We start from the raw sequence: 15,066 nt of genomic DNA on the forward strand, positions 1-15,066 counted from the left end.
TGTTAAGCTGCCATGAGCTTTCCAAAGAAATTTAAATTCTTGTTCCTTAGTTACTCCAAAGAACCTCAAACCCGTAAAATAGATCAGCTTTGTATAGGGAATAGATAGAGCCTATGAGTTTTATCCCATCTCCATCTAATCAAGAATCAACCTTCCCAGCTACTTCTGACCTGTTTCTGCGCCATCGACTTAAAATTGTAGAGGATTTGTGGGAATCTGTTCTCCTATCTGAATGTGGTCAGGAACTTGTTGATTTACTCAAGCAACTGCGGGAATTGTGTTCTCCAGAAGGACAAGCCACTGAAGATCCTAAATCTTCAGTAGCTGATTTAATCCAACAGCTTGACCTTAATGAGGCGATCCGGGCATCACGAGCCTTTGCTCTATACTTTCAGCTGATCAATATTGTTGAACAACATTATGAACAGCGAAATCAACAACTCTCAAGACGCCGTTCCTACCGAAGAAGCACTGAACCCGAGTTAACCCCCTTCAGCCAAGGCATTTTAACAAAAAATGGTAATTCCTCTTGCTCAACTGTTGTAACAGTTGAGCAAGAGGTGGACCTAGGCAATGATGTTACTCAACCAGGGGGTGCCGTTACCAATGTTATCGAAAAGAGCCAGCAAGAAAACCAAGGATCTGAAAGAAAATTAGGGCTACTAGATTGGTTATTTCCCCACTTGCATAAGCAAAATGTGCCACCAGGTCAAATTCAGCGGCTGATTGATAATCTTGATATTCGTTTAGTTTTCACAGCTCACCCTACTGAAATTGTCCGTCGTACCATTCGGGGTAAACAGCGACGGATGGCTAAGATTCTCGAACAATTAGACCAAGCAGAGCAAACCTATGGTACCTTGGGAATCACTTCGTCCTGGGAGGTGACTGAATGTAGCCAAAAGCTCATGGAAGAAATTCGCCTCTGGTGGCGCACCGATGAGCTACATCAGTTTAAGCCGGGAGTACTTGATGAAGTAGATTACACTCTTCACTACTTCCAAGAAGTACTGTTTGATACTATACCCCAATTGTATAGTCGCTTCAAGCAAGCCTTAAAGGGTTCATTCCCCTGGCTGAACCCACCCGCTAAGAACTTCTGTCATTTTGGCTCTTGGGTAGGGTCAGACCGGGATGGTAATCCTTTTGTGACTCCCCAAATTACCTGGCAAACTGCCTGCTATCAACGAGATTTGGTGCTGGGTAAATATATAGGTGAGGTTAAGAATCTGACCGAATTATTGAGCCTGTCGTTGCACTGGTGTGATGTGCTACCGGAACTGTTGGACTCTCTAGAACAAGACCGTTCTCAATTGCCAGAGGTTTACGAACAGCTCGCCATTCGCTATCGGCAAGAACCCTATCGACTCAAACTGACCTACATTAAGCAAAAACTCGAAAACACCCGTGAGCGAAACCAACAGCTTGCCAATGGTATGCCTGTACCAGATGAGATGGCTAATGGTAAAAGCTGGAGTTTTTACCGCTCTGGAGAAGAATTCTTGGCAGAACTAAAGCTGATTGAGAGTAATCTGGTGGAAACCGGGTTGAACTGTCGTGAGTTAGACAATTTAATCGGTCAGGTGGAAATTTATGGCTTTTACCTGGCTCACCTAGATATTCGCCAGGAAAGTTCTCGCCACTCAGAAGCCCTCAGTGAAATTGCTGAGTACCTGCAAGTTTTGCCTAAGCCCTACAACTTGCTATCGGAATCCGAAGCATGCTTGTGGTTAACCGCTGAGTTGCGAACCCGACGTCCATTAATCCCAACAGAACTGCCATTTTCGGAAAAAACCTGCGAGACTATCGAAACCTTCCGGATGGTGCGGCAACTGCAACAAGAGTTTGGTCCCCAAATCTGCCAAACCTACATCATCAGCATGAGTCATACGGCCAGCGATTTGTTAGAAGTCCTCTTGTTGGCGAAGGAAGCTGGTTTGTATGACCCGGCCACTGGTCAGGGAACCATTCGCGTGGTGCCACTGTTTGAAACAGTGGAAGACCTTAAGCGTGCTCCAGCAGTGATGAAATCCCTGTTTGAGCTACCCTTGTATCGTGCTAGTTTGGCTGGTGGATATCAACAGTTGCAGGTTAGCCCATTAAACCTACCCTACTCGAACGCTAAAGGCGAACAACCAAATAACCCTGGCCAAAAGGCCACGCTACGGGAACAAGCGTTAACCTCTCCTAACTTACAAGAGGTAATGCTCGGCTACTCCGACAGTAACAAAGATTCTGGCTTCCTCAGTAGCAACTGGGAAATCCACAAAGCTCAGAAAGCCTTAGAGCACGTGGCCCAAGAGTATGGTATTGTTTTACGGATCTTCCATGGTCGTGGTGGTTCAGTGGGTCGTGGTGGCGGTCCATCTTATGAAGCTATCCTGGCGCAACCAGGTCGTAGTATCAATGGCCGAATCAAAATTACCGAACAGGGGGAAGTCCTGGCTTCTAGGTACTCTCTGCCAGGACTAGCGCTCTATCATCTCGAAACAATAGCCACAGCAGTGATGCAAGCTAGCTTACTCAATAATGGCTTTGATGATATCCAGCCCTGGAATGAAATTATGGAGGAGTTAGCTCAGACCTCCCGTACCCATTACCGAGCCCTGATTCACGACCAACCGGATCTGGTAGATTTCTTCCATCAAGTCACACCGATTCAAGAAATTAGCCAGTTGCAAATTAGTTCTCGCCCTGCACGGCGTAAATCAGGGAAGAAGGATTTAAGCAGTCTGCGGGCAATTCCTTGGGTCTTTAGCTGGACTCAAAGCCGCTTCCTGCTACCGAGCTGGTACGGTGTTGGCACTGCCCTACAAAGCTTTGTCGATCAGCAGCCAGAGGAAAATATCAACCTATTGCGCTGTTTCTATTCAAAATGGCCTTTCTTCAAAATGGTTATTTCCAAAGTAGAGATGACCTTAGCGAAGGTGGATTTACAAATTGCTCACCACTATCTCAAGGAACTTTCAAACCCTGAAGACCTGGAACGCTTCGAGCATTTGTTTGAGCAAATTGCTAAGGAATTTAACCTTACCTGCAATTTAGTCCTAACGATTACAGGACACCAAACACTGCTAGATGGCGACCCAAATTTACAACGGTCTGTACAGTTGCGTAATGGTACCATCGTTCCCTTAGGATTTTTACAGGTATCTTTGCTCAAACGCCTACGTCAACATAGCAACCAGGTAACATTGGGTGTGGTTCAATCCCGGTATAGTAAGGGAGAGTTACTACGAGGAGCCTTATTGACTATCAACGGTATTGCTGCTGGTATGCGTAATACTGGGTGACGTGTAAAGAATGGAAAATTAAGGATGAAGGATGAAGGATGAAAAACTAACCAATGGCGAAGTTATTCACTGTTAGTCTTTTTTTGTCCGGAATCCTTGTAATGGCAAATTTAGCACTAATGATTAAATAGGTGTTCAACTCTTTGTATATCCTTATGGCGGTGTCTGGCTTGCATCCTTTGTTTCCATTCTCGAATCGCGATCGCAGTTTTTTCTGTAGGAGGTGTATACTTCTGACTTTTCCCGGTGTTTTGCTTTGCCTGTCGTTGGTTTTGATTAGCTTGAGGTTGAATAACTAGAAACTCGGCAAGATTCTCTTGAAGTAATTTATGATCCAAGGCCCTTAGGATCGCTCTTGCGTTTGAATAACGCTCTTTGAGGGAAATAGCCAGCATTCTGTTGAGAATATTAGCAAAGGAATCACTCAATTCCAATGCTTTGCCCCACTTCAGTTCACCAGTTTGGCGCTCGCTCTGAAATGGTAGGGGGGCTTTTCCAGTAAGTAGGTAAATACAGGTAACCCCTAGGGAATAAATATCACTGCTATACACGGGTCGTAGGCTAAACTGTTCCGGTGGTGCAAATCCTACAGTACCGATGAAATGGGTAGTTGGGTTTCTGACACTGCTATCTGATACTTGGGCAATTAACTCCTTAACTGCCCCAAAATCAATTAGTACCAACTGACCATCATGAGAAAGAATAATATTCTGAGGTTTGATATCACGATGTATTACCCCATGGTCATGGATGTACTGCAATAACGGTAGTATGTCTCGCAGAAAATCTTTAACGGCTCCTGGGGATAAGCAACCAGAACGCCTCACCAACCGAGCTAGGGTAATGCCTCGAATGTACTCTTGAACCAAGTAGAATTCTCCATCGTCTACGAAATAATCGAGCAGCATGGGGATCTGGGGGTGAGTCCCCAGTTTGTTCAAAATTTTTGCCTCTCTTTCAAACCGCTGACGAGCATTATGTAATGCTTTTGGCTCACTGAATTTGGGGCGAAGTTGCTTGATGACACAAAACGGCTGACCCGGTAAGGATGTATCTTTGGCTAGAAAGGTTACACCGAAACCACCTCGACCAATCATCCGTAACACTTCATAGCGTGCGCGAAATAGCTGCTTTTTGCCACAAAGTTGACCTAACTCGGTATTCTTTAAGACATCACTGTGAAAAGAAGATAGCTTGACTTGCGGGAAATTCATTTATTTTTATATAGAAGGAGTAGCCATCAGCACCGATATGCTTTTAGTTTAGGCGTAAATATACGGGTTTGGCAGAATTATTCAGAGATAAAAAAAATTTCCTACAGTTAATTAAAAATTAGCTAAAGTTGGTTGATAATACAGGGGTAAACAGAAAACATGACTATGCATCACAAACTAAACGAAGCCTTGGACCAAGGTCGTTGCCTGAAAGTAATTAGTGGCTTAAATACTTTTGATCCCGAGAAAGTTGCTGCTGTAGTCAAAGCAGCTTCACGGGGTGGAGCGACTTTTGTCGATATTGCCGCCTCGCCCGATCTAGTCAGGTTGGCACGAGGGTTAACGGATTTACCAATTTGTGTTTCTGCTGTAGAACCAAAGCAGTTTGTTATTGCTATCCAAGCTGGTGCTGATCTGATTGAAATTGGTAACTTTGATAGCTTTTATGCTCAGGGACAGTGGTTTGATGCTTCCGACGTATTGGCACTGACCATTGAAACCCGTAAATTACTACCCAATATAACCCTATCAGTAACTGTCCCCCACATTCTAAAGTTAGATCAGCAAGTAGAACTAGCGGCAGAATTAGTCAAAGCGGGTGCCGATATTATTCAAACTGAAGGGGGTACCAGCAGTAAACCTCGCTCCGCTGGCACCTTGGGTTTAATTGAAAAAGCGGCACCAACCTTGGCAGCTGCCTATGAAATTTCTCGTGCTGTGTCAGTACCAGTGTTGTGTGCTTCCGGGTTATCCAGTGTGACCGTTCCCATGGCCATTGCCGCTGGTGCTGCTGGTGTTGGCGTTGGTTCCGCTATCAATCAGTTAGATAGCGAAGTCGCAATGGTAGCAGCGGTTCGCAGCTTGGTAGAAGCCCTGGAAGGGGTCAAGGGTAAAAGGGTTAAGGTTTGAAGGTTTGAAGGTTGTTCGCGTAGCGTGGCCGAAAGGCCAAGGTTTGAAGGGTTGAAGGTTTAATGTTAGATGGTTGAACGCGATCGCGTGGCCAATAGGCCAAGGTTGAATGTTAGATGGTTGAACGCGATCGCGTGGCCAATAGGCCAAGGTTGAATGCTTGAAAACTACTCCTTTAACCTTCAACCTGTTAACCTCCAACCTGTTAACCTCCAACCTGTTAACCTTCAACCTGTTAACCTTCAACTTGTTAACTTTCAACCTGTTAACCTCCAACCTGTTAACCTTCAACCTGTTAACCTTCAACCTATTAACCTTCAACCTGTTAACCTTCAACCTTCAAACTAAACAGTCCTTCAATCCATAAACTACCTGTTGCTGTTCCTCAACGGTAAGTTCTGGGAACATTGGCAGGGACAATACTTGATGGCAGACTTGCTCAGCAACTGGAAACTGACCGATTTGATAGCCTAAGTCTTTGTAGACTGGCTGCAAGTGTAATGGCAGGGGGTAATAGACCATAGAACTAATACCTGCCTGCTTTAATTTTTGGCGTACCTCGTCCCGATAGTTGCTATTGCTGCTATCTTGAGTGAGGCGAATGGTGTACTGGTTCCAGACGGAATGTCCCCCAGGGGTTTCCCGAGGCCGGATGATCTCAGGTAATGGCTCCAATAACTGGTGATACCGGGTTGCTACCTGACGACGGGCATTGTTCCAGCCATCGAGATAGGGTAGCTTTACGTTAAGAATAGCGGCTTGTAGGGCATCTAAACGACTGTTGATACCATTGACTTGATGGTAATAGCCCGAGCATCTGCCGTGGTCTCTTAGCATCCGTATTGAGGCCGCAACAGTTTTGTCATTGGTAGTTACCGCACCACCATCGCCACAGGTTCCCAGATTCTTGGTGGGATAGAAGCTAAAACAACCAATATGTCCAATACTGCCAACCTTTTTTCCTACCCATTCAGCACCAGTCCCTTGGGCACAGTCTTCAATGACTGCAAGACAATGAGTCTTGGCGATATCCATCACAGCAGTCATATCTACTGGCTGCCCGAACAGGTGAACTGGTATAATTGCTTTAGTATTATGGGTAATTGCTTTCTCAATTTGATTGAGATCGATATTAAAGGTTTCGGGATTGATATCTACAAAGACTGGGGTAGCACCAACTTCAGCAATTACTTCAGCAGTAGCGATGAAGGTGAAGGGTGTGGTAATTACCTCATCACCTGGTCCGATATCTAAAGCTCGCAGGGCCAGATAGAGAGCGTCTGTGCCAGAGTTACATGCAATGCATTCCAGGGTACCGGTGTAAGCCGCAAACTGTTGCTCAAAGTGCTCTACCACTGGACCACCAATATAACGTCCAGAGGAAAGAACGTCACCGACAGCAGCACTGACTTGTTCTCCAATAACTTGGTACTGCCGTTTTAAGTCAAGAGGGGGTATAGTATTCACTTGTTCCTCACACCTTAAGTTGTTTTCAATTAAAACAGAATTTTTTGCAAAAAGGGTTCAAATTTTACCTGCAGCTTACTTTTCACTCCTGGCCTTGAAGGTTTGTTCGCGTAGCGTGGCCTTTGGCCAAGGTTGAAGGTTGAAGGGTTGAAGGTTGAAGGGTTGAAGGGTTGAAGGGTTGAATGGTTGAAGGGTTGAATGGTTGAAGGGTTGAATGGTTTGAAGCTGGGATGCTGGGATGGTTGATGGTTCAAAACTAGTCTTCAACCGGTTAACATTCAACCGGTTAACATTCAACCTGTTAACCTTCAACCTATTAACCTTCAACCGGTTAACCTTCAACCTGTTAACATTCAACCGGTTAACCTTCAACCGGTTAACCTCCAACTGCCATCACAATTAACAGAGGATCTGACACAATAGATTAAAACAAGTTAGCTGTGGTGGCTGGTGGATTCTTTGATTGAACTCGATATTAGCGATTTAGCGTGGGGATTGGGCATGATGGCGATCGCAATTGGTTTATCCAGCTGGCAAAGGCTGGGTTTGGAAGTTCAACTAGCGATCGCAACTGGCCGAACTATCGTACAACTCATTGTTGTGGGATATGTGCTGGCTGTAATTTTTGCCTTAGATCACCCGATTCCTGTTTTAGGTATCTTAATGGTAATGCTGACTATTGGTACCATTACTGCCCGCAATCGGATTAGTAACCATAAGATCCCGAGACTTTTACCAATAGTATTCAGTTCCCTGTTCTTTAGTACAGCATTGACCTTAGTCTATACAAATCTATTGATGATTCAACCAGAACCTTGGTATGCACCCCAGTACCTGATTCCCTTAGGAGGTATTGTGCTGGGCAATGCCATGAATGGGGCTGCGATCGCAGGGGAACGCCTAGTTAGCACCATTAGCAACAGCACTCTGGAAATCGAAACCCATTTAAGTTTAGGTGCAACGGGACAACAAGCAGTAGCCGGTTACCGTAAGGATGCGATTCGGGCTGGGTTGATTCCTACTCTTAACTCCATGATGGTAGTGGGACTGGTCACCTTACCGGGAATCATCACAGGTCAATTGTTAAGTGGTATTGATCCCTTGAATGCTGCTTCCTATCAGATATTAATTATGTTTATGCTCGCATTTACTAACTTGATCGCCATCTTATTGATAACCTATGGGTTGACACGGCAATTTTTTAATCAGTCTGAGCAGTTAACGATATAGCATTTATCCATTGGGTGAGGTACACAGTCCCATGTTTTAGGGAGTAGGGAGTAGGGAGTAGGGAGTAGGGGCAAGAGAATTGAGTGTACCTCATACTCATCACTCTTGAGGCAATTGAGCAAATTCTTGGGAATAGACTTCAATCACCATATCTGGATCATCACGCTCGGAAAGCGATCGCATAACCTGACCCAACAATACCGGCTTGGATACACCAGCTTCGGGATGGATAATCGTCCGGGCTCGAATCGTTAACTGGTTATTTGCGCCACCAAGGCGTCCATAGGAATAAAAATTACTAGCAGCTTGGCGCAGTGTTGCTTCTACTTCCGACTCTGTCGCAGTAGGGGACAAAGCAATCACTGTTTGGTTGCCACCATTATCGTAGACTACAGTATATCGGATTGCCCCTGGAATGGTAGTACGGGTAAAGGGTACTAATGATAAGGAGAAAAAGCTAGCGGTTAGCACTAGCATAAACCCAGTGACTCCCACCAGACGAAACCGCAGACCCCATTTGAATATAAAACCGAGTATAGCAATCAAGCCACAGGCTAATGTCAGAATACCTGCCCATTGAGTGTAGATCAGAAAATCAGCTGTTGTTGGCATAGTAGTTTATAGAGTTAGTAATGGGTAATTTAGCAAATAGAACAGGGAACAGGGAACAGGGAACAGGGAACAGAAAGTAGGGCATCAAAAATTATCAAAATTCCTCCACGGATTACTATTGATCATCGTAATGGATAATTGGTGACTGACCACTCATCAAATTAGAGTAGCATCTAGATTTATGAGCATCCTATTTTTGCAGATAATACTTTCAATAATAGTTGTAATTCCTAGTCAAAAAAATTATAATTATTAAGGGAGGGTAGGCAAATTGCTATTAGCTATAATACTCATTTGAACCAAACTGTCTGTTTTTACCCACCTTACAAGCTGAGTAACGTGTTTACCAAAAGGAGTAATCCAGAAAGAAATAATCTAAATTTTACTGGTTACGCACAGTAATATTACCGGCGACAATAAAGGCAAATCCTAACTGACCCAATACTCGAAAAGCTGCTATTATATGTTGTTTACGACTATCACTTTACTCTTCAAAAGACGTAAATTGTCTAGTTTACCAATAGCGCTAAGGAGTATAGTAGTAACCGGTTTATTGGAAACCATAATCAACCATTTATCAACTATCATTATAAACTAAAAATCAATAAGATAAGCGATAATTGATACAACAGTAGAACAACTGGCCGATCAGTTCAATTTTCTATTGCCCATTGTCCATTTTAAAGTACTATAATATACTGCTATGCTAAGAGCCGGAATTGTTGGACTGCCTAATGTAGGCAAATCAACCTTATTTAATGCCCTAGTTGCCAATGCCAAGGCAGATGCTGCTAATTTTCCCTTTTGTACCATTGAGCCGAATGTTGGTGTAGTTGCTGTCCCAGATCAGCGGTTGCAGGTTCTGGCAAAGATTTCTGAATCTCAGAAAATCGTGCCAACTCGGATTGAGTTTGTGGATATTGCTGGTTTAGTCAAGGGAGCCAGTAAAGGGGAAGGCTTGGGTAACCAGTTTTTAGCCAATATCCGAGAAGTCGATGCTATTGTCCATGTGGTGCGCTGCTTTGATGATGATGACATCATCCATGTTTCCGGCTCCGTTGACCCAGGGCGGGATATTGAAGTAATTAATCTAGAATTAGCCTTAGCGGATTTAGGGCAAGTGGAACGCCGGATTGAGCGTACCCGGAAGCAAGCTCGTAGTAACAAAGATGCCAAGATGGAACTTGATGTCTTGGAAACCTTGAGCGCTGGGTTGAATGAAGGCAAATTAGTGCGCCAGATTAGTTTAACAGAAGAAGAAGCCGAGTCAGTCAAGCAATTGGGATTACTGACCAGTAAGCCAGTGATCTATGCCGCTAATGTATCTGAAGATGACTTAGCTACTGGTAATGACTGGGTCGAGCAAGTGCGGCAAATTGCTGCTACCGAAGATGCTCAAGTGGTAGTGGTTTCTGCTCAAGTAGAGTCAGAACTAATTGAGTTACCTGAAGAAGAGCGAGAGGATTTTCTTCAGTCCCTTGGTGTGGAAGAAGGGGGATTAAAATCTTTGATTGGCGCTACCTATGAATTGTTGGGCTTACGTACTTTTCTCACCACTGGTCCCCAGGAAACCCGAGCCTGGACTATTACTGCTGGTATGAAAGCGCCCCAAGCGGCTGGGGTAATTCACACGGATTTTGAGCGAGGCTTTATTCGAGCAGAAACCGTTGCTTATGGGGATTTGGTAGCTTCTGGGGCGATGACGGCTGCTAAGGAAAAAGGGTTAGTTCGCTCAGAAGGTAAAGATTATGTTGTGCAAGAGGGAGATGTGATGCTTTTCCGCTTTAATGTTTAAGTAGTGGTGCTCTAAGGGGTTATACCCATGGATATTGTTAGTCTTTTAATTGCATGTTTGGTTACTGCAATCAGTTTGTTGATCATTTCCAAACTGCCAACTGGTGTCGAGATTGATAGTTTTGAGAAAGCATTGGTTTCAGCAGTGGTGTTCGGCATTCTCAATGCCCTATTGAAACCAATCCTGGATGTTTTAGCTCTTCCTCTTACTATCTTGACTCTTGGGGTTTTTGCAGTTGTGGTCAACGCCATTATTTTTGGCTTAGCCGCTGCTTTGGTAACGGGATTCCGACTGCGCTGGGGATTTTGGAGCGCTTTGATCGGCGCAATTGCCCTTGGTTTCGTTAATTCCTTGATCTATAAGGTGCTCGGAACCTTGACTTGATTGTTGGTACCTAACAGCTAAAAGACAGGTAGACAGACAGCTTATGCGCTACGCGCACGCTACTTGAGGTGCCGTCAGCCGTCAGCCGTCAGCTATCAGCCGTCAGCTAATCAACGGGAGATAGTAAACAAGCATGTGGGTTACTGGTACAACTGCTTGGAAATCCCTGCTCGTTTTACTCATCCCACCCCGTGCAGCGATCGCCTCCGGTAGCTGATAGCTGATAGCTGATAGCTGAATGCTTAAACAGACAGGTAAACACAACAGCTAAACACAACAGGGGCAAAGGAGAACAAACTCTAGCTCCTTGGCTTGTCGGCACTACACGGATATACAAACACCGAAGATACACCGATAACAAATGACCATCTGATCTGTGCATCTAGGTTAAATCCGTGTAGTTTTCGTTTGTCTTGAAATATCCACGCCCGAGCCCTGCACTCCCTACTCCCTACTCCCTACTCCCTACTCCCTACCACTTTATACCTTACCCAATTGAGAACTACTATATGAATTCAATCGCACCAGCAGTCTACATCATCGGTGCTGGACCAGGCGCTCCAGACTTATTAACTGTCAAAGCCTTGAAAATCCTCCAAAAGGCAGATGTTATTATAGTGGCAGATTCTCTAGTGCCCAAACAGATATTAGAGAGTGTTCGTGCTGATGCCGAAATTATTCGCTCTGGCAACAAAACCCTAGAAGAGATTGTGCCACTGATGATTGAACGGGTGCGATCGCATAAATCTGTGGTCAGGCTACACTCAGGAGATTTGACTCTGTATAGTGCTATCCACGAGCAAATGCAAGCTCTAAAGGAAGCATCTATTCCCTTTGAAGTTATCCCAGGCATCAGCGCCTTTCAAGCAGCAGCGGCACAACTTGGTGTTGAGCTAACTATACCAGGATTAGTACAAACGATTATCCTTACTCGGATCAGTGGTCGTGCTTCTGCTGTGCCCGACTCAGAAGAATTAGCATCCCTAGCTGCCCATCAAGCTAGTCTGTGTCTCTATCTCAGTGCTCGTCACGTAGAAGCGGCTCAAGCCAAACTCCTAAAACACTATTCCGCCGATACACCGGTAGCGGTTTGCTTCCGCATTGGCTGGCCAGATGAAAAAATCTGGCTAGTTGACCTGGACAAAATGGCAGCAACTACTCATGAGCACAATTTAATTCGGACAACCCTTTACTTAATCAGTCCGGCACTAAAGACGGCTTTAAACCGTGATGGCCTTAAAACCCGTTCCCGTCTCTATCATCCTGAACACTCTCACCTCTTTCGTCCTCACCCCTCTATTGTATAAAATATATAATATAACATTAATTTTTGTATGGAAGTGTGAAGCAACTTAATTGCCCAAAGTGTACAGGAACATTAGAGCCAGTTACCTGCCATGACATTGAAGTAGACCGCTGTGTCAACTGCAAAGGCATTTGGTTTGATTCCCTGGAGGCCGAAATACTCAAAAAGATTAAAGGTTCTGAGAGTCTGGATATTGGAGACCCGGAAATTGGCTCTGAGCTGAATAAGATCAATGATGATATTTACTGTCCCCGCTGCGGAGCTAAAATGGTCCGCATGCTTGATATTGATGAGTACAGCATCTGGTACGAAAAATGTTTCGAATGCCACGGGGTTTGGCTAGATGCTGGAGAATTCAGGCAGTATAAGCATAATTTTCAGCCCAGAGGTGTCCTACATCGAGTTAAGCGCATGTTTAGACCCCAAAAGGACATCCCAAATCCTGTCTTTTAAACGCCAAAATTTTGTAAACTAATTGCCATTGACCGTTCGCGCAGCGTCGGGCTTTGCCCGAAAAGTCACGCTACGCCAACGCTAAGAACTTAGGGAGAAACACTCGTGCTAGACGAACAAGCGAAAAAGACGATGCTGCGCAAAATTCCCCATGGTCTATATATCTGTGGGGTCAGGGATGGTGAAGAAATAATCAATGGCTTCACGGTCAGCTGGGTAATGCAGTCTTCTTTCAAACCGCCACTAATAGTTAACTGTGTTAAACAAGATACTGGCTCCCACGGCATCATTAAGAAAACAGAGGTATTTGCCCTAAGCTTCCTCGATAGTGGGCAAAAAGATATGGCAGCCAAATTTTTTAAACCCCAAAGTCGCGTTGGTAATAAGTTTGCTGATGTAGAATTTTACTTTGGAGAAGTAACTGGTTGTCCGATCATTTCTGACTCCCTCGGTTATGTAGAATGCCAGGTCAGAGGAACTGTGGAAGAAGGCGATCACACGGTCTTTGTTGCTGAAGTCGTTGGTTCCGGCATTCATCGGGAAGGAGATCAGTTGTTACTAGAAAGCACTGGTTGGCAGTATGGCGGTTAGAGCGATCAGCAATCAGCAATCAGCAATCAGCAATCAGCTTAAGCGCTACGCGCACGCTACGCGAACAGCTATCAGTTATCAGTTATCAGCTATCAGCTATCAGCTAATGGGCTACATCACAGGCTAGAAGCCTGTGCCACGCCCTGTAACGCAGCACCTTTGGACCCGCTATCAGTTATCAGCTTTGGGTCAGTTGCCAACAGCTGACCCAAAGCTGATAACTGACCACTGACCACTGACTGCTGACAGCTTAAAACTTATCTTCAAAACCTCAACAACCAGAGTGTGAGATCAAAACTATGCCGCTAATTAAAGTCCAAACGTCCATTGATGCTCCAGAATCAGCAGCGGTTGAAGGGTTGCTGAAAAGCCTTTCCGGAAAACTAGCCGAGCATGTGGGAAAACCAGAAGCTTATGTGATGACAGCGTTTGAGTCTGGTGTGGCTATGACGTTTGCTGGTAGCTTTGACCCAGTTTGCTATGTGGAAATTAAAAATATTGGCACCATGAAGCCCACTCAAACTAAGGCCATGAGTCAGGATTTTTGCAAGACGATTAATGAGACCTTGGGTGTAGCACTTAACCGAATTTATATTGAGTTTGCTGATGCCCAGAGACATATGTGGGGTTGGAATGGGTCAACTTTTGGTTAGGGAGTAGGGAGCAGGGAGCAGGGAGCAGGGAGCAGGTGGTGTGGTTTCCACCATGAGCGATTGCATCAAGACAATACAATAGTTCTCAAAGATACCAAGATTTCCGCCAACTACTTTATCCCTTTCGCCTCTGTGTCGGCCACTCAGCTCACCTTAAAGTCGGAAATCGTCTCAATCCATACCCGTGCTCCACAGTGTAGGGGATTATCCGGGCGATACATGACCCGACACGGGCCATTGACTTCTACGGTATGACCGTAAATATTTTTAGAGCCTCGTTTGACGGTAATCACCGGATTCCGTTCGCCGGTGTTGTGATTTTGGCGAATCACTTTCTGGTTCACGTGGATCACAGCTTTAGTGTAATTTGTACGCTTTGACCAATTCCGCTTCGGTCCGCGAGTGCCAGGGGTAACCACGGGCATGCCATCAAATAAGGGAATCACCCAAGTTCTACCGACCTTATAAGCTCCTTTGACTCTGCCCTTGCTCAACAGGAAACGGACGCGAGTGGCAGAGATACCTAGTAATTCAGCGGCTTGTGCGGTAGAAATCATCATGGCTGTAAAACCGTTGTGTTGACGATATTGTTATCGTAACACGATTTTTAAAAAGATGCAAGGGGTGATCTGGGTTATGTGAGTGTTTTAAAAAACTATTGCATTAGCGCTAGGTGTGATTTGGGTTATATAGGTGTTAGAAAAACTATTGCATTAACGCTAGGTGTGATTTGGGTTATATAGGTGTTAGAAAAACTATTGCATTATCACAAGTCCTTGGGTGGTGCGTTACGGGGCGGCTTCAGGGGCGAAGAAGTTGAACATCAAACCAAGCCCGCTCCTAACACACCCTACGCAAGGATCACAAGTTTTTGGGTGGTGCGTTACGGGGCGGCTTCAGGGGCGAAGAAGTTGAACATCAAACCAAGCCCGCCCCTAACACACCCTACGCAATATCTCCCCCCCCGATTCCCGATTCCCGATTCCCGATTCCCTACTCCCTATTCCCTATTCCCTGTTCCCTGTTCCCTCAATAAAAAAAATTCGGTCAAGTCCTGGTTAATTCCAATGCTTGACCGAATTATTTCTTGTAATAGTCAAGAGCCCTAGGGTTCTTGACTATGTGTTCACCAAATCAACAACATACAAACTTAGGTTTG

19 protein-coding genes are annotated in these 15,066 nt (G+C 44.9%); 12 read left to right on the forward strand and 7 right to left on the reverse strand.

All coding sequences use genetic code 11. From position 1 onward, the window contains the following. Nucleotides 1-113: 113 nt before the first annotated feature. Complete coding sequence (locus F6K49_RS01965; RefSeq protein WP_293093687.1) at nt 114-3,293, forward strand: phosphoenolpyruvate carboxylase; 3,180 nt, start codon at nt 114-116, stop codon at nt 3,291-3,293. Between the two features lie 116 nt (nt 3,294-3,409). Here F6K49_RS01965 and F6K49_RS01970 read toward each other — a convergent pair whose 3' ends face one another. Beyond that, on the reverse strand, nt 3,410-4,507 hold the full coding sequence (locus F6K49_RS01970) for a serine/threonine-protein kinase (protein ID WP_293017414.1): 1,098 nt from the start codon (nt 4,505-4,507) through the stop codon (nt 3,410-3,412). A 159-nt stretch (nt 4,508-4,666) separates the two neighbouring features. On the opposite strand from F6K49_RS01970, the gene F6K49_RS01975 reads away from it, so the two are divergent. Both F6K49_RS01975 and F6K49_RS01980 read left to right on the forward strand, forming a co-directional pair. After that, nucleotides 4,667-5,416, forward strand: a complete 750-nt coding sequence (locus F6K49_RS01975; RefSeq protein ID WP_293093693.1) for a DUF561 domain-containing protein — start codon at nt 4,667-4,669, stop codon at nt 5,414-5,416. A gap of 156 nt (nt 5,417-5,572) precedes the next feature. After that, entirely contained in the window at nt 5,573-5,764 is a 192-nt protein-coding gene (locus F6K49_RS01980; protein ID WP_293093699.1) for a hypothetical protein, read from the forward strand. Here F6K49_RS01980 and F6K49_RS01985 read toward each other — a convergent pair. After that, nucleotides 5,756-6,883 (reverse strand): DegT/DnrJ/EryC1/StrS family aminotransferase, encoded by a 1,128-nt coding sequence (locus F6K49_RS01985; RefSeq protein WP_293093706.1) that lies wholly within the window; start codon nt 6,881-6,883, stop codon nt 5,756-5,758. The two genes, F6K49_RS01980 and F6K49_RS01985, sit on opposite strands and share 9 nt — an antisense overlap. A gap of 75 nt (nt 6,884-6,958) precedes the next feature. After that, nucleotides 6,959-7,180, reverse strand: a complete 222-nt coding sequence (locus F6K49_RS01990; protein WP_293093711.1) for a hypothetical protein — start codon at nt 7,178-7,180, stop codon at nt 6,959-6,961. A gap of 153 nt (nt 7,181-7,333) precedes the next feature. Here F6K49_RS01990 and fetB point away from each other — a divergent pair, with 153 nt between their 5' ends. Further along, the gene (gene fetB / locus F6K49_RS01995; RefSeq protein WP_293017418.1) at nt 7,334-8,113 is read left to right on the forward strand and encodes an iron export ABC transporter permease subunit FetB; all 780 of its coding nucleotides are present in this window, start codon (nt 7,334-7,336) and stop codon (nt 8,111-8,113) included. Here the strand turns inward: fetB and F6K49_RS02000 are convergent. Further along, nucleotides 8,085-8,207, reverse strand: a complete 123-nt coding sequence (locus tag F6K49_RS02000) for a hypothetical protein (protein WP_293042327.1) — start codon at nt 8,205-8,207, stop codon at nt 8,085-8,087. The genes fetB and F6K49_RS02000 overlap by 29 nt on opposite strands. A gap of 5 nt (nt 8,208-8,212) precedes the next feature. Beyond that, on the reverse strand, nt 8,213-8,725 hold the full coding sequence (locus tag F6K49_RS02005) for a Ycf51 family protein (protein WP_293093717.1): 513 nt from the start codon (nt 8,723-8,725) through the stop codon (nt 8,213-8,215). Nucleotides 8,726-9,428: 703 nt separating this feature from the next. Between F6K49_RS02005 and ychF the strand changes: the two genes are divergently transcribed. Both ychF and F6K49_RS02015 read left to right on the forward strand, forming a co-directional pair. After that, nucleotides 9,429-10,520, forward strand: a complete 1,092-nt coding sequence (gene ychF / locus F6K49_RS02010) for a redox-regulated ATPase YchF (RefSeq protein WP_293071398.1) — start codon at nt 9,429-9,431, stop codon at nt 10,518-10,520. Between the two features lie 27 nt (nt 10,521-10,547). Further along, entirely contained in the window at nt 10,548-10,904 is a 357-nt protein-coding gene (locus tag F6K49_RS02015) for a phage holin family protein (protein ID WP_293071399.1), read from the forward strand. 175 nt (nt 10,905-11,079) lie between these two features. Here F6K49_RS02015 and F6K49_RS02020 read toward each other — a convergent pair whose 3' ends face one another. Beyond that, entirely contained in the window at nt 11,080-11,286 is a 207-nt protein-coding gene (locus F6K49_RS02020) for a hypothetical protein (protein WP_293071400.1), read from the reverse strand. 127 nt (nt 11,287-11,413) lie between these two features. On the opposite strand from F6K49_RS02020, the gene cobM reads away from it, so the two are divergent. The 5 genes from cobM (at nt 11,414) to F6K49_RS02045 (ending at nt 13,907) form a co-directional block, all read left to right on the forward strand. Further along, nucleotides 11,414-12,211: a precorrin-4 C(11)-methyltransferase gene (gene cobM / locus F6K49_RS02025; protein WP_293093895.1), complete on the forward strand. Its 798-nt coding sequence runs from the start codon at nt 11,414-11,416 to the stop codon at nt 12,209-12,211. Between the two features lie 35 nt (nt 12,212-12,246). Further along, nucleotides 12,247-12,663, forward strand: coding sequence for a zf-TFIIB domain-containing protein (locus F6K49_RS02030; RefSeq protein ID WP_293071401.1), 417 nt, complete (start codon nt 12,247-12,249; stop codon nt 12,661-12,663). Nucleotides 12,664-12,768: 105 nt separating this feature from the next. Then, nucleotides 12,769-13,254: a flavin reductase family protein gene (locus F6K49_RS02035; RefSeq protein WP_293017427.1), complete on the forward strand. Its 486-nt coding sequence runs from the start codon at nt 12,769-12,771 to the stop codon at nt 13,252-13,254. Next, the gene (locus F6K49_RS02040; protein ID WP_293093751.1) at nt 13,244-13,381 is read left to right on the forward strand and encodes a hypothetical protein; all 138 of its coding nucleotides are present in this window, start codon (nt 13,244-13,246) and stop codon (nt 13,379-13,381) included. The genes F6K49_RS02035 and F6K49_RS02040 overlap by 11 nt, the downstream gene beginning before the upstream one ends. Before the next feature lie 172 nt (nt 13,382-13,553). Further along, nucleotides 13,554-13,907: a phenylpyruvate tautomerase MIF-related protein gene (locus F6K49_RS02045; RefSeq protein WP_293017429.1), complete on the forward strand. Its 354-nt coding sequence runs from the start codon at nt 13,554-13,556 to the stop codon at nt 13,905-13,907. Nucleotides 13,908-14,050: 143 nt separating this feature from the next. Here the strand turns inward: F6K49_RS02045 and F6K49_RS02050 are convergent, their stop codons facing one another. Next, a complete protein-coding gene (locus tag F6K49_RS02050; RefSeq protein WP_293093754.1) occupies nt 14,051-14,467 on the reverse strand; it encodes a helix-turn-helix domain-containing protein in 417 nt (138 codons plus the stop codon). Between the two features lie 183 nt (nt 14,468-14,650). On the opposite strand from F6K49_RS02050, the gene F6K49_RS02055 reads away from it, so the two are divergent. Further along, the gene (locus F6K49_RS02055) at nt 14,651-15,016 is read left to right on the forward strand and encodes a hypothetical protein (protein WP_293093757.1); all 366 of its coding nucleotides are present in this window, start codon (nt 14,651-14,653) and stop codon (nt 15,014-15,016) included. Nucleotides 15,017-15,066: the final 50 nt, after the last annotated feature.

The organism is Moorena sp. SIO3I6 (genome assembly GCF_010672095.1).